19 protein-coding genes are annotated in these 21729 nt (G+C 63.2%); 15 read left to right on the plus strand and 4 right to left on the minus strand.

Features of this window, described 5'->3' with window-relative positions; translation table 11 throughout:
- Window positions 1–100: 100 nt before the first annotated feature.
- A complete protein-coding gene (locus NDO48_RS28130; protein ID WP_040457333.1) occupies window positions 101–1267 on the minus strand; it encodes an ATP-binding protein in 1167 nt (388 codons plus the stop codon).
- Between the two features lie 284 nt (window positions 1268–1551).
- Complete coding sequence (locus NDO48_RS28135) at window positions 1552–2754, minus strand: site-specific integrase (protein ID WP_051092005.1); 1203 nt, start codon at window positions 2752–2754, stop codon at window positions 1552–1554.
- Window positions 2755–3550: 796 nt separating this feature from the next.
- Here NDO48_RS28135 and NDO48_RS28140 point away from each other — a divergent pair.
- The 5 genes from NDO48_RS28140 (at window position 3551) to NDO48_RS28160 (ending at window position 8706) form a co-directional block, all read left to right on the plus strand.
- The gene (locus NDO48_RS28140; protein ID WP_018431030.1) at window positions 3551–5077 is read left to right on the plus strand and encodes an ABC transporter substrate-binding protein; all 1527 of its coding nucleotides are present in this window, start codon (window positions 3551–3553) and stop codon (window positions 5075–5077) included.
- Window positions 5078–5154: 77 nt separating this feature from the next.
- Window positions 5155–6096: an ABC transporter permease gene (locus NDO48_RS28145; protein ID WP_018431031.1), complete on the plus strand. Its 942-nt coding sequence runs from the start codon at window positions 5155–5157 to the stop codon at window positions 6094–6096.
- Window positions 6096–6974: an ABC transporter permease gene (locus NDO48_RS28150; protein WP_018431032.1), complete on the plus strand. Its 879-nt coding sequence runs from the start codon at window positions 6096–6098 to the stop codon at window positions 6972–6974. The genes NDO48_RS28145 and NDO48_RS28150 overlap by 1 nt, the downstream gene beginning before the upstream one ends.
- 1 nt (window position 6975) lies before the next feature.
- The gene (locus NDO48_RS28155; RefSeq protein WP_018431033.1) at window positions 6976–8181 is read left to right on the plus strand and encodes an amidohydrolase/deacetylase family metallohydrolase; all 1206 of its coding nucleotides are present in this window, start codon (window positions 6976–6978) and stop codon (window positions 8179–8181) included.
- Window positions 8182–8268: 87 nt separating this feature from the next.
- Complete coding sequence (locus tag NDO48_RS28160) at window positions 8269–8706, plus strand: RidA family protein (protein WP_051092017.1); 438 nt, start codon at window positions 8269–8271, stop codon at window positions 8704–8706.
- A 9-nt stretch (window positions 8707–8715) separates the two neighbouring features.
- On the opposite strand, the gene NDO48_RS28165 is transcribed toward NDO48_RS28160, so the two are convergent.
- Complete coding sequence (locus tag NDO48_RS28165; protein WP_018431035.1) at window positions 8716–9525, minus strand: IclR family transcriptional regulator; 810 nt, start codon at window positions 9523–9525, stop codon at window positions 8716–8718.
- 95 nt (window positions 9526–9620) lie between these two features.
- On the opposite strand from NDO48_RS28165, the gene NDO48_RS28170 reads away from it, so the two are divergent.
- The 8 genes from NDO48_RS28170 (at window position 9621) to mnhG (ending at window position 19082) form a co-directional block, all read left to right on the plus strand.
- On the plus strand, window positions 9621–10817 hold the full coding sequence (locus NDO48_RS28170; RefSeq protein ID WP_018431036.1) for an aminotransferase class V-fold PLP-dependent enzyme: 1197 nt from the start codon (window positions 9621–9623) through the stop codon (window positions 10815–10817).
- 37 nt (window positions 10818–10854) lie between these two features.
- Window positions 10855–12687: an ABC transporter ATP-binding protein gene (locus tag NDO48_RS28175; RefSeq protein WP_267322834.1), complete on the plus strand. Its 1833-nt coding sequence runs from the start codon at window positions 10855–10857 to the stop codon at window positions 12685–12687.
- A 466-nt stretch (window positions 12688–13153) separates the two neighbouring features.
- The gene (locus NDO48_RS28180) at window positions 13154–15985 is read left to right on the plus strand and encodes a monovalent cation/H+ antiporter subunit A (RefSeq protein ID WP_416377226.1); all 2832 of its coding nucleotides are present in this window, start codon (window positions 13154–13156) and stop codon (window positions 15983–15985) included.
- Entirely contained in the window at window positions 15985–16326 is a 342-nt protein-coding gene (locus NDO48_RS28185; RefSeq protein WP_018431038.1) for a Na+/H+ antiporter subunit C, read from the plus strand. The genes NDO48_RS28180 and NDO48_RS28185 overlap by 1 nt, the downstream gene beginning before the upstream one ends.
- A complete protein-coding gene (locus tag NDO48_RS28190; protein WP_018431039.1) occupies window positions 16326–17954 on the plus strand; it encodes a monovalent cation/H+ antiporter subunit D in 1629 nt (542 codons plus the stop codon). The genes NDO48_RS28185 and NDO48_RS28190 overlap by 1 nt, the downstream gene beginning before the upstream one ends.
- Complete coding sequence (locus NDO48_RS28195) at window positions 17951–18430, plus strand: Na+/H+ antiporter subunit E (protein WP_018431040.1); 480 nt, start codon at window positions 17951–17953, stop codon at window positions 18428–18430. Before NDO48_RS28190 ends, NDO48_RS28195 begins: the two co-directional genes overlap by 4 nt.
- Window positions 18427–18708, plus strand: coding sequence for a K+/H+ antiporter subunit F (locus tag NDO48_RS28200; protein ID WP_018431041.1), 282 nt, complete (start codon window positions 18427–18429; stop codon window positions 18706–18708). The genes NDO48_RS28195 and NDO48_RS28200 overlap by 4 nt, the downstream gene beginning before the upstream one ends.
- The gene (gene mnhG / locus NDO48_RS28205; protein ID WP_018431042.1) at window positions 18705–19082 is read left to right on the plus strand and encodes a monovalent cation/H(+) antiporter subunit G; all 378 of its coding nucleotides are present in this window, start codon (window positions 18705–18707) and stop codon (window positions 19080–19082) included. The genes NDO48_RS28200 and mnhG overlap by 4 nt, the downstream gene beginning before the upstream one ends.
- A gap of 20 nt (window positions 19083–19102) precedes the next feature.
- On the opposite strand, the gene NDO48_RS28210 is transcribed toward mnhG, so the two are convergent.
- On the minus strand, window positions 19103–20047 hold the full coding sequence (locus NDO48_RS28210; RefSeq protein WP_267322840.1) for a S1C family serine protease: 945 nt from the start codon (window positions 20045–20047) through the stop codon (window positions 19103–19105).
- 144 nt (window positions 20048–20191) lie between these two features.
- Here NDO48_RS28210 and NDO48_RS28215 point away from each other — a divergent pair, with 144 nt between their 5' ends.
- Together NDO48_RS28215 and NDO48_RS28220 are read left to right on the plus strand one after the other, a co-directional pair.
- On the plus strand, window positions 20192–21064 hold the full coding sequence (locus NDO48_RS28215) for a S1C family serine protease (RefSeq protein ID WP_018431044.1): 873 nt from the start codon (window positions 20192–20194) through the stop codon (window positions 21062–21064).
- A 17-nt stretch (window positions 21065–21081) separates the two neighbouring features.
- Window positions 21082–21705, plus strand: coding sequence for a helix-turn-helix transcriptional regulator (locus NDO48_RS28220; RefSeq protein WP_018431045.1), 624 nt, complete (start codon window positions 21082–21084; stop codon window positions 21703–21705).
- The last annotated feature ends 24 nt before the right edge of the window (window positions 21706–21729 follow it).

A 21729-nucleotide genomic window follows, 5' to 3' on the forward strand; every position in this document is an offset into this window, starting at 1 on the left:
CCTGACCGCCAAGGCACGATCGGGCGAATTCTCGATCGGCCCGGTGCTGATGGCCCTGCTGCGGGGCAGGGGAGGGGTCCAGGCCAAGGCGGGGTGAGTGTCAGTGGAGCTTTGACAGCTCCGCCGCAGCCGCCGTCAGCGGCATGGCCTCTACATCGTGGGGCAAAGGAAATGTTTCCGTGCCCGGGTAGATGAGGATGCGGCGGTCGGGCTTGATGTCTTCGCTCGCCATGTGAAAACCTTTCTCGACTTTGGGCGACAGGCTGCGCTTGATCTCGATGGCCCAGACGGCGGCGCCCGGCAGGGTAAGCAGGACGTCGATTTCGGCCCCGGCCGAGGTCCGATAGAAGTTCATCTGCGTGCCTGAAGGGGCGGCGGCCGACAGGGTTTCGATGACAAAGCCTTCCCAGCTGCCGCCGGCGACGGGATGGCCGAGGAGCTGTTCTTGCGTTCCGAGCCCGAGAAGCGAATGGGTGAGGCCGCTGTCGCGCACATAGACCTTGGGCGACTTGACCAGGCGCTTGGAAACATTGGCGTGCCAGGGCTCGAGGCGGCGGACAAGCAGCAGGTCGACGAGGAGGTCGAGATAGGACGCGACCGTCTTGCCGTCGATGCCGAGCGCGCGGGCGAATTCGGCTGCATTGAGCAGGCCGGACTGGTGGTGGGCGAGCATGGTCCAGAAGCGGCGCAGGGTTTCGGCCGGAATACGCGGGCCGAGCATCGGGATGTCGCGCTCAAGGTAGGAGCGGATGAAATCCTGTCGCCAACGCAGGCTGGCGCGATCGTTGGCGGCGAGAAAGCTCTCGGGAAAGCCGCCGCGAACCCAGAGCGTCGAGATATCCTGGGGCGGAACTTCGAGGCCGTCGAGCGGGTGCATCTCTAGATAGGCGATGCGCCCGGCAAGCGTTTCGCTCGATTGCTTCATCAGGTCGATGGAGGCCGAGCCGAGCAAAAGAAAGCGCCCCGTGCGCAATCCGCTGCGCCGGCCACGGTCGATCAGCCCGCGCAGGTTCTGGAACAGGCCGGGAAGGCGGTGGACTTCGTCGAGGATGACGAGCTTGTCTTCATGGCCGGCAAGGTAGAGCTCGGGCTCGGTCAATTTGGTGCGATCGGCATCGGATTCGAGATCAAGGTAGATCGAGGGCCGTGTCTCGGCGATCTCCAGCGCAAGCGTGGTCTTGCCGACTTGGCGCGGGCCCAGCAAGGCCACGGCAGGCGAGCTGTCGAGCAATTCGAGGACTTCAGGGGTAATTCTGCGCGTAATCATCCTTGCATTTATGGAGTCCGATTCCGTATTTGCAAGGAAAAACTCAGTTGCAGTAAGACCGACCGGCAGGCTTTGCTGGTGTTGCATGCGCAGAACGCTACCGGGCGGTCAGGGCAGGGGAGGAAGCCAGGGTTCTGCATGCACCAGCTTTGGTGGCCCCCCAGGCAGAGCCCCCGCATTTTATTGTTCCAAAGCGTTCTCTTCGAACAGCGGAAACGGCCCGATCTTGCAGTCTCGGTGCAATTCTCGCCGGAAAACCGCTTCGCTCTTGCGCTGGAATTGCTCTAGAGCCCGCTTGCCTTGGTCAGGTTGACACGGAAACGGTCGCGGCGGCGCTGGTATTTGCGGGTCATTTCGGCGCTGGCGTGGCCGAGCTGTTTCTGTACGTAACGCTCTTCAATCTCGGCCGACGAGGCGAGGCCAGCCCGCAGCGAATGGCCGGCAAACAGCTTGCCGCGTTCGACCTCCGTGAGGTCGCCGCGCACGCCGGCGGCAAGGGCCGCGCGCTTGACCAGACGGGCGACCTCCTGGTCGTTGAGCCTGTCGGGGCCGACCTTCTTGCCCTGTCCCGTCACACGGCGGAACAGCGGACCATGGGCGATGCGGGCGAACTCCAACCACGTGCCCAGCGCAATGACAGGGCAGGTGGCGTCGGACGAACCGCGGCCGATCTCTACCTCTCGCCAGCCGGTCTTGCCTCTCAAGGTCACCAGCAAGCCCTTGTTGGGAAAGAATTCTATCCAGCCGCGGCCGTCCTCTGTCTGATCGCGGCCGCAATCGAGGCCGACGATCTCGGAGCGGCGCAGGGCACCTGCGAAGCCGACCAGCAGCATAGCGCGATCGCGCAGGCCGCGCAGGCTGGCTCGATCCAGCGTTTCCAGCATGGCGATCAGGTCCTCGGGCAGGATCGCTTCCTTCTGCCGGGGCGGCTGGGCATGGGCGTTGCGGATGCCGGTCATGACGGTGGCGATGGCGCGATGCTTCCTGTCGAGCGCAAGGCCGCGTTGGGCATAGTTCCAAGTAAGCGATGACAGGCGGCGTTCGATGGTCGAGACGGCATCCTTGTGGCCCGTGGCCTCTGCGGCGGTGCTTCTGGCACTGGCTGAACCTGATGCACAGGCTGTGATGTAGAGCCCCACCAATTCGGGATCAGGCGGCAGCGGGGTAAAACCCTGGCGGTCGAGCCAGTTGCCAAAATGCTTCCAGTCGGCGGCATAGGCGCGGCGGGTGTTTTGCGAACTCGCCGCCTCGACATAGGCGCGGGCGCGCTCGGCGAGCGCATCGAGCTGAGCCGGAAGCCGGCCGGACGAAGCAGGCCCGACGAGCGGCAGAGCAGGGGAGGGAGCCACGCCATGCACGGCTTCTGGCTCCGCCACAGCTTCCATGTGCTGCCCCATCGCCATCACGACGTCGATGATATCGGGCAAATCTTCGTCAGGAGTGCCGTCGGAATCGTGCTTGTCGACCAAAATGGCGTTTCCAGACATGCTCTCTCGTCGAGCGGAGTGCTGCTCAATACGGTTTTCCGGGTTTTGCTCGACGTGAGAGGCCATTTTGGCAAGGGATCACAAGATGACTGATAATGCAAGATTATCAGTCATTATAGCCGGCCGACATAGCGTGCGGTTAAGTGCGACAGAATGTGCTAAACCGCACGCATGGTTTCACTCTGTCTGCCTGAATTTTTGCAGAAACTCTTGGCGCACCAGCGGTAAGTGTTCCGGGCGCTCTTTCGGAACTGCAATGGAAGCCAACGATCTCGCCTTGGATCGCCTGTGTCATGCCTGTGAAGTATCGATTCTTAAAGGCGCTGGGGGCTACGACGCTGCCCTCGAATAGCCTCCATAGTCCATGATCTGCTGAAGCAAGGGCCACCGGCCGACTGAGCAGCTATCGCTTCCGTAGCCCTGCCGCCACAAGCAGATGGTTACGCTAGCGCATCAAGCGCGGCTTGTCCCATCCTGACGCTGGCGAGCCTGGCGATGATCTGCGCTGGTGTTCTGCTTATCTCCGGAGACAATCTGAAGTTGGTCTGTGAGTTCTGAATGTCTTGCCAAATTTGCAGGCTCCAATGCCAATTGTTGGACTGGCGTTGCGCTGGCAGTGCTTCTGAACAATGAAATAAATCTTACGGTAAGAACTGAGGGAAGCTTCGGACATACTTGGCCAGAAAGGTCAACTGCCCGCGTTTTTCGTTGCGCCCATTGACAGCCCGCATCGCTCATGTACTCTCTAATAACAGCTTAAGTGCCATTAATATGGAATACGTAGGGAGGACGTTCGATGAAGCTGAAACTTGCATCCTTGGCTGCCACGCTTTTGCTGGCCTCGCCGGGCTATCTGATGGCTCAGGAAAAGGGTGGCGTGATCAACGTCGCCACCATCGGTGAGCCGCCGACCCTTGACCCGATGACGTCGACTGCCGACCTGGTTGGCATCGTCACGCAGCACATGTTCGAGACGCTTTATACTTTCGACAAGAAGTGGACCGTGACGCCGCTTCTGGCCGAGGCGCTGCCGGAGGTCGCCGCCGACGGCAAGACCATGACCATCAAGCTGCGCCAGGGCATCAAGTTCCATGACGGCACCGACATGGATTCGGCCGACGTCGTTGCCTCACTGAACCGCTGGGTCAAGCTCGCCTCGCGCGGCAAGCAGGCCGGCAATTTCATTGCCTCGATCACGGCCACCGATCCGTCGACCGTGACCATCGCGCTCAAGCAGCCCTATGCGCCTCTGGCCTCGCTGCTCGCCTTCAACAACTCGGCGGCCATCGTCATCCCGTCCGAGAAGCAGGCCGACACGATGGCCGAGTTCGTCGGCACCGGTCCTTACATGCTGAAGGAGCGCAAGGCCGACCAGTATATCCAGCTCGTGCGCTACGATGGCTACAAGGCGCGTTCGGAGGCCAGTGACGGTTATGGCGGCGCGCGCCATGCCTATCTCGACGAAATCCGCTTCGTTCCGGTGCCGGACGCCAACACCCGCGTCGAGTCCGCCGTTTCGGGTCAGTACGACTATGTCGACGCCTTGCCGGTGGAATCATTCGACAAGCTGAAGGGCGCATCCGCGACGCAGCCGTTGCTGCTCAGGCCGTTCGGTTATCCGGTGTTCGTGTTCAACACTGCCGAAGGCTCGGCGAAGAATGTCGAGGTGCGCAAGGCGATCCGCCAGGCGCTCAGCATGGAAGACATGTTGGCGGCTGCCTTCGGCAGCACCGACTTCTATGCGCTCGAGGGCAACATTTATCCGTCGACCTTCGCCTGGAGCACCGACGCCGGCGTCGAGGGCAATTACAATGTCGCCAATCCGGAAGGCGCCAAGGCTGCAGCAGCGGCTGCGGGCTATAAGGGTGAGCCGGTTCGCATCCTGACCAGCCGCCAGTACGAGTTCCACTACAAGATGGCGCAGGTCGCCGCCGAGTATCTCAAGCTGGCCGGCTTCAATGTCGACCTGCAGGTGGTGGACTGGGCGACGCTGACCCAGCGCCGCGCCGAGAAGGGCCTGTGGGACATCTACATCACCCACAGCCCGTTTCTGCCGGAACCGGCGCTGATCGGTTCGCTGTCGACCACCGCGCCGGGTTGGTGGGACACACCGGAGCGCAAGGCTGCGGTCGATTCTTTCACGGCCGAGGTCGACCCCGCCAAGCGCGTGGCGCTTTGGGCTGACGTGCAGAAGGTCATCTACGGCGACGTCCCCTTCATCAAGATCGGCAACTTCAACGCCGTCGGCTCGATCTCCAACAAGCTCGAAGGCGTGGATCCCGCTCCGTGGCCTTACTTCTGGAATGCTTCGATCAAGAAGTAAGACGCTGAGCATTGCGGGCGCCGGTCAGGCTGGCGTCCGCTCATCGCCGCGCCTGACGCGTGGATACGGGAACCGCCATGATACGCTATATCCTTCAGCGCATCGCCGGAATGATTGTCGTGATGTTCATCGTCGTGACCGTCGTTTTCGTGATCGTGCGCGTCACGCCAGGCGACCCCGCCGCCGTCATGCTGGGGCCCGATGCCACGCCTGAGGACATAGCGGACCTCAGAACGCGCCTCGGCCTCGATAAGTCGATTTTCGTCCAGTATTTTCTCTATATCGGCCAATTGCTGAAGGGCGATCTCGGTCACTCGATCTTCCTCAACATGCCGGTTTCGGCAGCCTTGATGGAAAGGGCGGAGCCGACCTTCTTCCTCACCGTCTTTTCGCTGTTCGTCGCCTGCGTTATCGCCCTGCCCGTCGGCATCTATGCTGCCTATCGGCGCGGGTCGTTCATCGACCAGGCATCGACGCTGCTTGCCATGCTGGCCGCCAGCATCCCGAGCTTCTGGCTGGGGCTGATCCTGATGCAGGTATTCGCGGTACGGCAGCAGTGGTTCCCCGTGTCAGGTTATGGCGGGCCGGATGCGGCGTTCCTCGACAGGATGTACCATCTCACCTTGCCGGCCGCCGCACTCGGTCTGGTGTCGTCGGCGCTGATCCTGCGCTTCACCCGCGCTTCGATGCTGGATGTCCTCGGTGACGACTACATTCGTACCGCGCGCGCCAAGGGCGTGGTCGAGCGGCGGGTGGTGCTGAAGCACGCGCTCAAGAACGCGCTGATCCCGATCCTGACGGTGATCGGCCTGACGGCCGCCGTGCTGATCTCGGGCGCGGTCGTCACCGAAACGGTCTTCGGCCTGCCCGGCGTCGGCAACCTGGTGGTCTCGGCGGTGCTGAGGCGCGACTACCCTGTCATCCAGGGCGCGCTGCTGGTCATCGCCGGCCTCTATGTCCTCATCAACTTCGCCATCGACATGCTCTATCTGCTGGTCGATCCAAGGGTGCGCTACTGATGACCGATCTCGTCAATTCAGCATCCTTGCCGGCGCCCGAGCCGCGATTCCTGTTCCTGCGGCGACTGTTGAGGCGCAAGACCGTTGCCTTCGGCGTCATCGTGCTGGCGGTGTTTGTCCTGCTCGCCCTGCTTGCGCCGTGGATCGCGCCTTACTCACCGTCCAAGCTTTCTATCGTCAATCGCCTGAAGCCGCCGAGCGAGCTGTTCTGGTTCGGCACCGATGAATTCGGCCGCGATATCTTCTCGCGTACCATCTATGCGGGTCGCCTGTCGTTGTTGGTCGGCGCTGCCGTGGTCACGCTGTCGGCGCTGATCGGAGTGACGCTCGGCCTGCTGGCCGGGTTCTTCCGCTCGCTGGACACGCCGATCGCACGGCTCATCGATGCGATGATGGCATTCCCCGACATCTTGCTCGCCATCGCACTGGTTGCGGCTCTCGGCCCGTCGCTGGTCACGGTGATCGTGGCGTTGTCGATCGTTTATGCGCCGCGACTGGCGCGTATCGTAAGGGCCTCGACGCTGGTCATCCGCGAACTGCCTTATGTCGAGGCGGCGAAGTCGATGGGCATCTCGACCTTCCACATCATGACGCGCCATGTGCTGCGCAACCTGGTCTCGCCGATCCTGGTGCAGGGCACATTCCTCTTTGCCAGCGCCATGCTGGCCGAGGCCGGCCTGTCGTTTTTGGGGCTGGGCGTCAGCCCTGAGATTCCGACCTGGGGGACCATGATTGCCGCCGGGCGCCAATATATCGGGCAGGCCGATTGGATGACCTACTTTCCCGGCTTCGCGATCATTCTCTCGGTCCTGTCGCTGCAACTGGTTGGCGACGGCCTGAGGGACATGCTCGACCCGAGACTGCGAAAGGACATGTAAGATGCCAAAGATCGAAACGGGCAGGCCCCTTTTCATTTCCAATGTGCGGCCCGTCGCCCTTGGCGACAGCGGTGCTCAGACGACCGACATCCTGGTTGGCGCGGATGGCGTGATCACTGCCGTCGGACCGTCGCTTCAGGCAACTGAGGGTGCGGAACGCATCGATGCCAAGGGCGCCTGGTTATCGCCGGGCTGGGTCGATCTGCATGTCCACGTCTGGTACGGCGGTACCGACATCTCGATCCGGCCCTCCGAATGTGGGGCCGAGCGCGGCGTCACCACGCTTGTCGATGCGGGCTCCGCCGGCGAGTCCAACTTTCACGGCTTTCGCGAATACATCATCGAGCCCGCGCGCGAACGCATCAAGGCGTTCCTGAATCTGGGGTCCATCGGCCTTGTCGCCTGCAATCGCGTCCCGGAACTGCGCGACATCAAGGACATCGACCTTGATCGCATCCTGCAGTGTTATGCCGACAACAGCGAGCACATCGTCGGCATCAAGGTGCGGGCCAGCCATGTCATCACGGGGTCGTGGGGCGTGACCCCGGTCAAGCTCGGCAAGAAGATCGCCAAGATCCTGAAGGTGCCGATGATGGTCCATGTCGGCGAACCGCCGGCCCTGTATGACGAGGTGCTGGAGATCCTCGGGCCCGGCGACATCGTCACCCATTGCTTCAACGGCAAGGCCGGCTCTAGCATCATGGAAGACGAGGACCTGTTCACGCTTGCCGAGCGCTGTGCTTCCGAAGGCGTGCGGCTCGACATCGGCCATGGCGGCGCGTCGTTTTCCTTCAAGGTTGCCGAGGCTGCGATCCAGCGTGGATTGATGCCGTTCTCGATCTCGACCGACCTGCACGGCCATTCGATGAATTTCCCGGTCTGGGATCTCGCGACGACGATGTCCAAGCTGCTGTCGGTCGGCATGCCGTTCGACAGGGTTGTGGAAGCCGTCACCCATGCGCCGGCATCGGCGATCAAGCTGGACATGCCGAAGTCGATCACTGTCGGCGCGCGTGCCGATTTCACCATCTTCGATCTCGTTGACGGCGACCTCGAGGTCACCGACTCGAACGGCGATATCTCCCGGCTCAAGCGCCTGTTCGAGCCTCGCTACGCAATCATCGGATCGGAGGCCGTCACGGCCAGCCGATACGTGCCCCGCGCCCGCAAGCTCGTGCGCCACAGCCATGGCCTTTCGTGGCGCTGAAACATGACCCCAGAGACTGGACCTGAATTGACCGCCTCCCAAGACATCGCTGCTTCCGCAACTTCAAGCCCCGCCGACCGCCTGATCATGCTGGGTGTTCAGCTTCCACCGGCGCCGCCGCCGGTCGCCAACTTCGTCACCCATGTGCGCGAGGGTGACATGCTCTATCTCTCGGGGCAGGGGCCGCGTGAGGTGGATGGCACGTTGTGGACCGGCAAGGTCGGCGACGCCGTCAGTGTAAGCCAAGCCTACCAGCATGCCCGCCTTGTAGGGATCAACCTGCTGGCGGTCATGCAGGAGGCGCTCGGAGATCTCTCCAGGGTCAAGCGGGTCGTCAAGCTGCTCGGGATGGTCAATGCCGCCCCTGACTTCGAAGACCACCCTCAGGTCATCAATGGATGCTCCGATCTCTTCATCGAGGTCTTTGGCGAGGCCGGCCACCACGCGCGCTCGGCCGTCGGCTTCGGGTCTCTGCCCGGCAACATCACGGTGGAGATCGAAGCTATCGTGGCACTCAGGAACTGAGCGATGACGCTAGCGGTCGCGCCAACCCATCGTGGTTTCGATCCGCTCGGCGGAGGCGCGCACGCGGTCGGTGTAATGGCTCTCGTCGGAGAGGACCTTCTGCTCCGGCAAGACAATGGAGATCGTGGCGACACATTTGCCATCGCGGTCGCAGACCGGCGAGGCAATGCAGGCCACTGCATAATCGGACTCGGCAATCTGCATCGAAAGCCGCTGCTGGAAGGCCTTTCCCGCGGCGGCCGACAGGGCGGTGGCGTCCACCTCGGCACGCCCGGTCGGCGACATGCGGGCGCAGCGCCTGAAAAGTTCGATGCGCTCGGCCTCTGGCAGGTGCCCGACGAGCAGCCTGCCGGACGCGGTCCAGTTCAGCGGCACGCGCGTACCGACGCGCGAGGCGACCTGGAAGGGGCTCGGGCCGTCCGCCATGGCGAGCACCAGCATGTGGTCGCCCTCGCGGCCGCACAACTGGACTGTTTCGCCGACGTCGCGGCACAGATCGTGCATTTCGCGGTTGGCAACACCCATGAAGTCGAGCGAGCGCGCATAGGCGAGGCCATAGTGGTAGAGCCGCGCGCCAAGCCAGATGGTCCCGTCGGGGCTTCGCGCCAGCATGTTCTTTTCGACGAGGTCGTCGATGATGACGTAGACGGTCGAGAGCGGCGCCTTGATCGCCTTGGCGATGGCATAGCCGCCAGCTGGCTCGCCGGTCTCGTAGAGATAGTCGATCACCTGCAGGGCGCGATCGATGCCCGATACCCGGGAGCGCTTGCCACCGTTTCCAGCGGTCTCGGCATCGGCGGGTCGAGATATCGCGTCCAAGGGCGTGCTCCTGCTAACCAGAACAGCATATTACATTATTATGGCATAGCTTGTCGACCCGAAAGCCGACGCTTGCCAGTGCACGGGAGGGGAAAATGACAGAAGACATCCGCTGCAAGCTCGGCCTGCGACCTGTGATCAATGTGTCGGGGACGATGACGAGTCTCGGTGCCTCGATTGTCGTGCCGGAAGCCATCGCCGCGATGGGCGAGATCCTGCCGCAGTTTGTCGAAATCAACGATCTCCAGCGCAAGGCAAGCGCTGTGATTGCCCGCCTGACCGGCGCAGAGGCGGGCTATGTGACGGCGTCGTGCTCGGCCGGCATCTCGCTGGCCGTTGCCGGCGCCATGACTGGCGACAATTTGCTGGCGATCGAGCGGTTGCCGGACGTGACGCCTGCCAGGAATGAAGTGATTGTCCAGATGGGACACATCATCAGCTATGGCGCGCCGGTCGACCAGGCCATCCGCTTGGCGGGCGCCAAGCCTGTCATCATCGGGCAGGCGACATCTACCCATCGCTTCCACATGGAGAACGCCATCACCGACAAGACGGCTGCTGCAGTCTATGTCGTGTCGCACCATGTGGTCGACTACGGCCTGCTCAACCTGATCGAGTTCGTCGAGATCGCCCATGCCAGAGGCGTGCCAGTCATCGTCGACGCGGCGTCCGAATATGATCTGCGCATCTTCCTGGCGCAGGGGGCCGACATGGCTCTCTATTCAGGCCACAAGTTCTTGGGCGGGCCGACCTCCGGCATCGTCGCCGGCTGCAAGGACCTTGTCCGCCACGCCTTCCTGCAGAACCTCGGCATCGGCCGCGGCATGAAGGTCGGCAAGGAAAGCGTCTATGGCGTCATGGCCGCGCTGGAAGCCTGGGAGAAGCGCGACCATGCAGGTATTCGCGAACGCGAGACGGGCTATCTCATGCTTTGGAAGGAAACGCTCGACGGCCGTCCCGGCGTCCACGCCGTGATCGAGCCCGACCCGACGAAGAACCCGCTCGACCGGCTGCGCGTCAACATCAGCGCACAGGAGGCGCATATCACTGCCTGGGATCTGGCAGCGGTGCTGGCCGCGGGCGACCAGCCGATCATCGTGCGCGACCATGAGGTCGAGCATCACTACTTCTATCTCGACCCCTGCAACCTGCATCCCGGCCAGGAGACGATTGTGGCCAGGCGATTGGCCGAGGAGCTCGACAGGGCGCGCGCTTCCAACGAGATCATCGCCACGCCTTTCGAGAACCGTAGCCGCCATCGCTTCGACGGCCTGCTGCGCTGGCCGGACTGACCGGGCGACTTGTCGACCAATTCAGGGAGGAGAGATCATGAGCGTTGCGACATCCAGGCTCGACCAGACCGTCAACCCGGTGCTGTCGGTTCAGAATCTCACGACTTCGTTTCTGGTCGACGGCAAATGGCGCAATGTGGTGCGCGACATTTCCTTCGACGTCGCGCCGGGCGAAACGGTCGCCATTGTCGGTGAATCCGGGTCCGGCAAGAGCGTGACCTCTTTGTCGATCATGCGCCTGTTGCCGCCCGACACCAGCCGCATCGAAGGCAGGATCATTCTCAACGGACGCAACCTGACCGATCTTCCCGAAGACAAGATGCGACAGGTGCGCGGCAACGACGTCGCGATGATCTTCCAGGAACCGATGACGAGCCTCAATCCGCTCTTCACCATCGGCGACCAGATCTCCGAAGCGCTTCTGTGCCACAACGCCATATCTTTTGCCGATGCCCGGGCGGAGACCATCCGACTTCTGGAAAAGGTCCGCATTCCCTCCGCCGCCTCGCGCTTCGACGAATATCCGCACCGGTTCTCGGGCGGCATGCGCCAGCGCGTCATGATTGCCATGGCGCTGGCCTCGCGTCCGAAGCTGCTCATCGCCGACGAGCCGACGACGGCGCTCGACGTCACCATCCAGGGACAGATCCTCGACCTGATCAAACTGTTGCAGGAAGAGCAGGGTACGTCGGTGCTGTTCATCACGCACGACATGGGCGTGGTCGCGGAGGTGGCAGACCGTACTGTCGTCATGTTCCGCGGCGATCAAGTGGAGACGGGTGCCACAGCCGACATCTTCCATCGCGGCGAGCATCCCTATACCCGCGCGCTTCTGTCAGCCGTGCCGGTGCTCGGGTCGATGGAACGACGCGACCGTCCGTTGCGCTTTCCTGTCGTCAATACCTCGACGGGCGAGTTCACCCTGCCCCAGGAAACGCCCGACACCGTCGATCGCGGCAAGCCGGTCCTGCAGGTGAAGAACCTGGTCAAACGCTTCGACATTCCCACCGGCCTGTTCGGCCGGATCGGCGGGCGTGTCCATGCGGTGGAGAACGTGTCCTTCAATCTGTTTGCCGGCGAAACGCTGTCGCTGGTTGGTGAATCCGGCTGCGGCAAGTCGACCACCGGTCGTGCCATCATGCGCCTGATCGAGCCCACGTCAGGGGCGGTTGCGATCGACGGCAGGGACATCCTTGCAATGGACAGGCACCAGATGCGGCAGATGCGCAAATCCGTGCAGATGATCTTCCAGGATCCGTTCGCCTCGCTCAACCCGCGCATGACGGTCGGACAGGCGATTGCCGAGCCCTATCTCGAGCACAGGATAGGCACGGCAAAACAAGGGCGTGAGCTTGTTGCCGATCTGCTCACCAAGGTCGGCCTGTCGCCCGACATGGCGAGCCGCTACCCACATGAATTCTCGGGCGGGCAGCGGCAGCGCGTCTGCATCGCGCGCGCGCTTGCGCTGGAGCCGAAAGTCATTGTCGCCGACGAAAGCGTCTCTGCGCTCGATGTCTCGGTCAAGGCGCAAGTCATCAACCTGATGCTCGACCTGCAGCAGAGCCTCAACCTCGCTTTCCTGTTCATCTCCCACGACATGGCCGTTGTCGAGCGCGTCAGTCATCGCGTCGCAGTGATGTATTTGGGCGAAATCGTCGAGATAGGCCCGCGTGCCGCCGTTTTCGGCAATCCGCAGCACGACTACACCAGACGCCTCTTGGCGGCGGTGCCGGTTCCAGACCCCGACCGTCGCAACGAAAAGCGCATGACGGCGGCCGAAGAGCTGAAAAGCCCGATCCGCGCGCCCGACTATCAGGTTCCCGCGCGCCATTTCCGAGAAGTCTCCGGCGGTCATATGGTGGCGGTTTAGCCCGTCTGAACACGGAAATATGCCAAGGCCCAAGGGCAATCGCGGCTAGCTCCAGCACGGCGATGCAGGCTGCGCGTCCGCCGTCCAATGATTGGCTCCGCTCAGTAACTTTGCCCAGCCCCACACGTCGCCAAAGAGTCGTGCTATGAAACTCGATCACGCGGAATTGTTCGCCTGAGGCGGACCTTCGATGGTCGCCGCATCAGGCTCGCCGTTCTCACGCCATGGCGATAATGCCGGCAACGACGCTTTCAGGGCTGCGTCGCCTTGCGCGCCTGTGTGGCTCATGACGCCCAGGCGATGTCGAGGCTATGGCGGCGGCTGCTTTACTCATTGTCAGGAAAGGTGAAGATAGGTTTAGACACCGCCTAGAATCTCCCCTCTGGCACTCAGGAAAATCGACATCGATACCGCCTTGCTGACGCTGCTTGTTCTTTTGCCTTTCGCGGGAAGCTTGATAACCATCATGCTGGCCTCGAAGGCGCGAAATCTCGCTGGCATCATTGCCGGCGCCGTGGCGTTGGCCTGCCATGTGACGGTTTGGCTCCTCTATGTTCCCGTCCGCGACAATGAAGTGGTGCGCTCGGTCTTCGAATGGGTGCCCAGCCTTGGCCTTTCCGTCTCACTCAGGCTCGACGGCTTTGCCTGGCTGTTTGCGCTCCTGGTCAGCGGCATCGGCGTGCTGGTTGTCCTTTACGCCCGGTATTACATGTCAGCCGAAGATCCGGTACCGCGCTTCTTCGCCTTCTTCCAGGCTTTCATGGGGGCGATGCTCGGCGTCGTCATCTCCGGCAACCTAATCCTGCTGGTAATCTTCTGGGAACTCACCAGCGTCACATCTTTCCTGCTTATCGGCTATTGGCACCACAATCAGTCCGCGCGCGATGGTGCGCGCATGTCGCTGACCGTCACGGCGATCGGAGGCCTTGGTCTGCTGGGCGGCGTCGTGGTGATCGGGCACATCGTCGGAAGCTACGACCTCGACCGCGTGCTGGCTTCCGGCGACCTGATCCGTGGCCATGCTCTCTATCTGCCGGCGCTGTTGCTCGTGCTGCTCGGGGCGTTCACCAAGAGTGCCCAGTTCCCGTTCCATTTCTGGCTTCCCAATGCCATGGCCGCGCCGACGCCGGTGTCGGCATATCTTCATTCGGCGACGATGGTGAAGGCCGGCGTTTTCCTCTTGGCGCGCCTGTGGCCAGTCCTGTCCGGCACACCTGAATGGTTCACCATCGTCGGGCTGGCGGGCATGGCCTCGCTCGTCGTCGGCGCATATCTCGCCATGTTCCAGCAGGACCTCAAGGGACTGCTTGCCTACTCGACGATCAGCCATCTGGGCCTGATCACGCTGCTGCTGAGCCTCGGCAGCCCTCTCGGCCTGGTTGCCGCCATCTTCCACATCATGAACCATGCGACTTTCAAGGCGTCGCTGTTCATGGCTGCCGGCATCATTGATCACGAGACCGGCACGCGCGACCTCAGGAAACTGAGCGGGCTGTTCCGCTTCATGCCGATTACCGGCACGCTTGCGATGGTGGCGAGTGCGGCCATGGCCGGCGTTCCCCTGCTCAACGGTTTCCTGTCCAAGGAGATGTTTTTCGCCGAGGCGGTCGAAACGCATGCCGATTCCTGGCTGGACACGATTGCACCCTACGCCGCCGTGCTCGCCAGTGCGCTGGCGGTGACCTATTCGATCCGGCTCATTCACTCCATCTTCCTCGGCGCACCCCCGGAGAGTTTTCCGCGCGCGCCTCATGAGCCGCCTTTCTTCATGCGCCTGCCCGTGACCTTGTTGGTGATCGCCTGCCTGGTGGTCGGCATCGCACCGGGGCTGACGATCGGACCCTATTTGCACATCGCGGTCACCTCGGTGCTGGGATCGGCTACGCCCGAATACAGCCTTGCCGTCTGGCATGGCTTCAACACGCCCCTGATCATGAGCCTGGTCGCGCTGGTTGCGGGAGCGTTGCTCTACATTTTGATCGGCAATTATCTGGAACGCTCGGACGGGCCTTTCCTGCTCAGCGGCATCCAGGCGCAACGCATTTTCGAGCAGGTGATGGTCACGGTTTCGTGGCGCTGGGCACGCTTCGTCGAGACCAATCTGGGCACTCGCCGCTTGCAGCCGCAGCTGCGCCTTGTCGTCTTCAGCGCTTTCGCCGCGGCATTCCTGTCGCTCTTCGGCGGCGTGGTCGATCTGGCGCCGATCAGCCTCAAGGGCATGGACTGGGCCTTTACCGGCATGTGGGCGGTGGGCGTGGTCTGCGCCGTCGCGGCGGCCTACCAGGCCAAATTCCACCGCCTGGCCGCGCTGGCCCTGCTCGGAGGCACCGGGCTCGTCACCTGCATGACCTTTGTCTGGATGTCGGCGCCGGACCTCGCTGTCACCCAGCTTGTCGTCGAGATCGTTACCTCCGTTCTCATATTGTTGGGTCTGCGCTGGCTGCCGAAGAGGTTCCAGGGACTGAGCGAGGCCACCGGCCCCATGGCAAGGCTGCGGCGCCTGCGCGATCTTGTGATGGCCGTTGGTGCGGGTCTGGGAATGACGATCGTCGCCTATGCGGTCATGACAAGACCCCTGCCGCAGACCATTTCCGACTTTTTCCTCGAAAATGCCTACAGCGGCGGCGGCGGGCGCAATGTCGTCAACGTCATCCTCGTCGATTTTCGAGGCTTCGATACGCTGGGCGAGATTACGGTGCTCGGCATTGTGGCACTTACGGTTTTTGCCTTGCTGCGCCGGTTCAGGCCGGCGCCGGACACCGTCGAGCGGCCCGAGCAGCAGCGAATCCAGCGCGCCTATGACGAGGCGCACCCCGATCGCCAGCCGGGCGCAACTGCGGTCGACTATCTTCTGGTGCCTTCGGTCATCATGAAGTGGATGTTCCCTGTCGTCATCGTGTTCTCGGCCTACCTGTTCCTGCGCGGCCATGACGCGCCGGGCGGCGGCTTTGCGGCCGGCGTGGCGATGGCCGCCGGGTTCATTCTGCAATACATGGCGGCCGGAACGATCTGGGTCGAAGACAGGTTGCGCATCCTGCCGGTGACCTGGATAGGCGGCGGCCTGCTGACGGCACTTCTGACCGGTGCGGGAGCCTGGTTCTTCGGCAAGCCGTTCCTGACGTCATACGCGCAATATGTGGATGTGCCTCTTATCGGCAAGGTGCCACTCGCTACCGCTTCGCTCTTCGACCTCGGTGTCCTGTCGCTCGTCGTCGGCGCGACCGTACTCATGTTGATCGCCCTGGCCCACCAATCGGTCCGCAGGCTGCGCGCGTCCCGGATAGAGGAGCAGTCGTGATGGAGCTGACACTTGCAATTGCCATTGGCGTGCTGACGGGCTCCGGCGTCTGGCTGCTGCTGCGGCCGCGCACCTATCAGGTGATCATTGGCCTGTCGCTGCTGTCCTATGCGGTCAACCTGTTCATCTTCAGCATGGGCAGGCTCCACAGCGGCGCAGCCGCCGTACTCGACGGTGCCGGCGCCATCAACCCGGCAGACTATGCGGATCCGCTTCCGCAGGCGCTTGTGCTGACCGCAATCGTCATCGGTTTTGCCACCACGGCACTTTTCCTTGTCGTGCTGCTGGCATCGCGCGGATTGACCGGCAGCGACCATGTCGATGGGCGGGAGCCACATTGATGGATTTCGCCGCGCATCTTCCCGTCCTGCCCATCCTGCTGCCAATGGCGGCGGGGGCCACCCTGCTGTTGTTCGACGAGCGTCGGCACAGCCTGAAGGCCGGCATCAACATTGCAGCCACTGCATTGCTGTTGGTGCTGTCGATCTGGCTCTTGCGCCTGGTCGATGTTGCCGGGGCGCCGGTTGTCCATGTCTACCGCCTGGGCGACTGGGCGCCGCCTTTCGGCATCGTGCTGGTGCTTGATCGGCTTTCGGCCCTGATGGTGACTTTGACGTCGGTGCTCGCCGTGGCATCGCTGCTGTTTTCGCTTGCGCGCTGGCACAAGGCGGCCCCGCATTTCCACACGTTGTTTCAGTTCCTGCTGATGGGTGTGAACGGCGCGTTCCTGACCGGGGACCTGTTCAACCTATTCGTTTTCTTCGAGGTTCTGCTGGCGGCGTCTTACGGGTTGATGTTGTATGGTTCGGGTACTTTTCGGGTGCGCGCGGGCCTGCACTACATCGCGATCAATCTTGCGGCGTCGCTGCTGTTCCTGATCGGCGTCAGCCTGATCTACGGCGTGACCGGCACGCTGAACATGGCCGATCTGGCTCAGCGTATTCCCGAGGTTGCGCCGGAAAACCAGGGCCTGCTTGCCGCAGGTTCGGCCATCCTGGGTGTCGCCTTTCTCATAAAGGCCGGCATGTGGCCGCTGTGCTTTTGGCTGCCCACCACCTACATGGCGGCTTCCGCTCCCGCCTCCGCGCTCTTCGCCATCCTCAGCAAGGTCGGGTTCTATGTCTTGCTGCGGCTCAGTTTATTGCTGTTCGGGGCAGAGGCCGGTGCGCTCATGGGCTTTGGCGGCGAGGTGCTGCTGATCGGCGGCATGGCCACCATCGCGTTCGGTGCTTTCGGCGTGCTCGCTTCACAGTCGCTTGGCCGGCTTGCCGGCTATAGCCTGCTGGTCTCCTCGGGCACGCTGTTGGCCGCGGTTGGTCTCGGCGACAAGGCGGCCGTGTCGGGGGCGCTGTTTTATCTTCTGACCTCGACGCTTGCGGTAAGCGCGCTTTTCCTGATGGTCGAGCTGGTCGAGCGCGCGCAGGAGCCCGCCGCCAACCTGCTGACCGTCACGATGGAGGCCTATGGCGACGATGTCGAGCCGGAAGAAGACGAGCAGGAAGAGGTCGGCGTGGTCATGCCGGGCGCGCTCGCCATTCTCGGCATCTGCTTCGGGCTTCTGGCCCTGCTTCTCTCCGGGCTACCGCCGCTGTCGGGCTTTATCGGCAAGTTCGCGTTGATCAATGCCATTTTCAACCCGGCAGGCCTTGGGGCGCAGACAACGGGCCCGGGCGGTATGGGCTGGACATTGACGGCGTTGTTGATCCTGTCGGGACTTGCCGTGCTGCTTGCCATGATGCGAACCGGCATACGTACATTCTGGGCGCCACTGGAGGTCATCGTACCCCGGGTGCTGGTGGTGGAGATCGCGCCGGTCATTCTGCTGATCGGCATTTGCGTTGCCATGACCGCCCAGGCCGGCAACGTGATGCGCTACACCGATGCGGTGGCGGATGCCCTGCACCACCAGCGCCTCTATGTCGGCAGTGTTCTGCCTGAAGCCGCCAACGAGGCAGGGCAGGCGCAATGAGACATATCCTGCCATATCCGGTTCTCACCGCCGCGCTGACCGTCGTGTGGATGCTATTGAATTCATTCTCGCTCGGGCACTTGCTCCTGGGAGCTGTCGTGGCTGCCGGTGCATCGCGCGCCATGACCGCACTTGAGCCTTCAAAGCCGAGGCTGCGGCGCTGGCAGCTCATTCCGTGGCTTTGCGGTATCGTCCTGATCGACATCGCGAAGTCCAACTTCGCCGTGGCCTCGGTCATCCTGAGGCGGCGTGCGCGCAGCCCGGGGTTCGTGTCGATCCCGCTCGAGCTGCGCGATCAGACTGGACTGGCAGTCCTTGCCTGTATCGTCACAAGCACGCCCGGCACTGCCTGGGTCGAATATGACTCGGCCACCGGCGAGTTGCTCATCCATGTTCTCGACCTGGTCGAGCGGCAGGAGTGGATCGACCTGATCAAGAACCGTTACGAGGCGACGCTGCGGGAGATTTTCGAATGAGTGCGACCATCCTGGTCTGGTCCGTGACCATCGCGCAGCTCATGCTGGTGGTTGCCATGGCATGCAACACATACCGGCTCATCCGCGGGCCGCGCGCGCAGGATCGCGTGCTTTGCCTCGATGCGCTTTATGTCAATGCGATGCTCCTGGTGCTGACCTTTGGCATTCGAACGGGCAGCTCGCTCTATTTCGAGGCGGCGCTGGTTATCAGCCTTCTCGGCTTCATCTCGACGGTCGCCTTCGCAAAATTCCTCATGCGCGGCGAGGTGATCGAATGACCCATGCCGAGGCACTTCCCGCCTGGGCCGCGCTGCTGACGGCGTTCCTGGTTCTGGTGGGCGCCAGCCTGACCTTGATCGGCGCGATTGGCACGCTGCGCTTCCGCACCTTTTTCGAGAGGGTGCATGCGCCTACGCTGGGCACGAGCTGGGGCACCGGCGCTATCGTGCTGGCGTCCTCGCTACTCTTCTCTGTCCTCGGTTCGCGTCTTGTCTTTCCGGAACTGCTGATCGGCGTATTTGTGAGCATCACCACTCCGGTAACGCTGATGCTGCTCGCTCGCGCCACACTCTATCGTGAGCGGTCTGAAATCGCTTCCGCAGCGGCACCGGATCTTCTAGAGGAACCGGGTGACAGACCGACCGAAGCGTAGCGAGGCCACGGGCCTTCGTGTCAGGAGCGCGCCGCCGGCGTGACAACCACCTGGACAACTCCGGTGCGGCCGACCACGGCAAACGTCGTTTCCTTGCCGATCTTTTCGGCGTCCAGCGTGCGTACCAGATCGTCTACGCCGCCAACGGCGTGACCGTCGATGGCGACGATAATGTCGCCTTCCTTCAGCCCGGCTTTCGCGGCCGGTCCGCCTGTTTCGACCGAGCGCAAGCGCACTGCCGTGCGGCTGGTAACCTGCGCGGCCAGCGCCGTGCGGCGCGGCAGGGCGACCGTGTCGGCCGATACGCCGATAAAGGCGCGGCGTACGCGCCCGAAGCGGATGATTTCCGCAATGACGAAATTGGCCGTATTCGAGGCGACGGCGAAGGCGATGCCCTGGGCACCACGGATCGTGGCGGTGTTGACGCCGATCACCTCGCCGGCCGACGATACCAGCGGGCCACCTGAGTTGCCCGGGTTGAGCGCCGCGTCGGTCTGGATCACGTCATCGATGAGCCGGCCGCTCACGGCGCGCATCGACCGGCCCAAGGCCGACACCACGCCGGCCGTCACCGTCCATTCAAAGCCGAGCGGGTTGCCAATGGCGATGGCGATCTGGCCGCGGCGCAGGCGCTTGGAATCCCCGAGCGGAGCGATGTCGGGAAAATGTCCGTCGGCACGCACCAGGGCAATGTCGGTATCGGCATCGCTGCCAAGGACACGCCCTTCTACCGAAGTGCCGTCGGGCATTGCGACACGCAAGGTACGCGCCTCGCCGACGACGTGGAAGTTGGTGACAACCAAGCCGTCCGGCGAGATGACGAAGCCCGAACCCTGGCCGCCGGCCTTGCCCTCGGCATGGGGACCGATACGGCAGACGGCGGGGCCGACGCGGTCAACTGCGTCGGCGACGGTGGAAGAGTAGGCGTCAAGCAGGCCGCCATCAGTCGCACAATCGATGCCTATATGTGCTGTGCGCGTCCGCGCGGCGCGACCTGACCGGATGGCTAGTGCCCCAGGTTCCTAGCCGTTCGGCGAGTTGGAAGTGCGATACGGCGTGGCAATATCCGGGTTCAGAAAACCCCTATCGGGCTAACCCAGGAGCGCGTGATGACCAGGTTTGATCTTGCGGCCTTTTCCAATGCAGTTGCCGACATTGCCGGCCAGGCGGCGCCCGTGACTGCGAGCTTCTTATCCCATCATGGCAGGACTGCGACCGCCTTCCACTGGGGAGAGGGCCTTTACGTCGCCGCCGAGGAGTCGGTCGATCCGGACGAGGAATTACACCTTACCCTGCCCAGCGGCGAGACCGTGAAAGCCGAATTGATCGGCCGCGATCCTTCGACCGGCGTAGCCCTTTTGAAGCCTGCGACAGCGGCAGTCGGAACGGTCTTCAAGAAAGCCGGGACGGTGCGTTCCGGCGACATCGTCGTGGCGACCGGGCGTGACGGAGCGTCGCCTCTGGCGGTCTTCGGCACCGTGGCCGAGGTCGGACCGGAATGGCGCTCGCGGCGTGGCGGCGCCATCGACCGCCGCATCAATCTCGCGGTGGTGGCGGGCGCTCGGTTCGAGGGAGGACCGGTGCTCGACGCCGGTGGCGGACTGGTCGGGATGCTGCTCTTTGGGCCGCGCCGCCGGGCGCTTGTCATCCCTCACGAGACGATCGAGCGCACCGTCGCGACGTTGCGCGAGAAAGGCCACGTCCTGCGCGGCTATCTCGGCGCCGGCTTGTATCCTATCCACCATGGTCAGCTGCAGGGCGCCATGGTCATGGGGCTCGATGACGACGGCCCGGCCAAGGCTGCCGGCATTGCGCTCGGCGACATCGTTACGACCTGGAACGGGGAGCCGGTACGCGGGCCGCGCGACCTGATCCATCGGCTGGGGCCGGACAGTGCGGGGACTGTGGTGACGCTGACGGTCCGGCGTGGCGGGGAGACGCGCGACGTATTGGTCACCATCGGCGAAAAGCCTCTGGTCTAGAGGGGCCCGGTGCTGTCATGCCGGAGACGCAACATAGGCTGCTCGTTCTGGTGGCGCTCGGCGACATGGCGTCGAGCGAGCAGCTTGCCCATCGCCTGTCGGAGGATTACGGGCTGGTGCCGGTGACAGCAGTAGACCTGGCCGGAGGCGACCGCGTCGACGTGGCGATCGTCGATGACGAAACCGAAAGCGGCGCGCTGACGCGAGGTGTGGCACGGATTGTGCTCGCCTCCCGAACGACGCACCGACCAGCGGCTGTTGCGGCGGTATTGCCGCGGGACGCCGGCACAGCACTGATAGCGGCGGCCGTGCGGCTTGCCGCTGCGGGTTATGTCGTCGATGATGCGCCTTCTGATCTGGATGGGCGCGGCGGGAGGCTCGGCTCGACCGATGGCCGGCCAGATGGTGGGCTCTTAGCCGGTGGTGAGCCGGATCACGAGGCGATCCGACTGTCGCCGCGCGAGATGGAGGTGCTGGCGCTGCTTGCCGAGGGTGCATCGAACAAAGTCATCGCGCGGCATCTCGACATTTCCGTACACACCGCCAAGTTCCACGTCGCGGCGATCCTGGTGAAACTCGATGCCGCCAACCGCACCGATGCAATCGCCACAGCGATGCGGCAGGGACTGGTGCTGGTCTAGGGGGCCGTTACAGGAGTGATCGGG

It is taken from the genome of Aminobacter sp. MET-1, assembly GCF_026521175.1.
Lineage (GTDB): Bacteria > Pseudomonadota > Alphaproteobacteria > Rhizobiales > Rhizobiaceae > Aminobacter.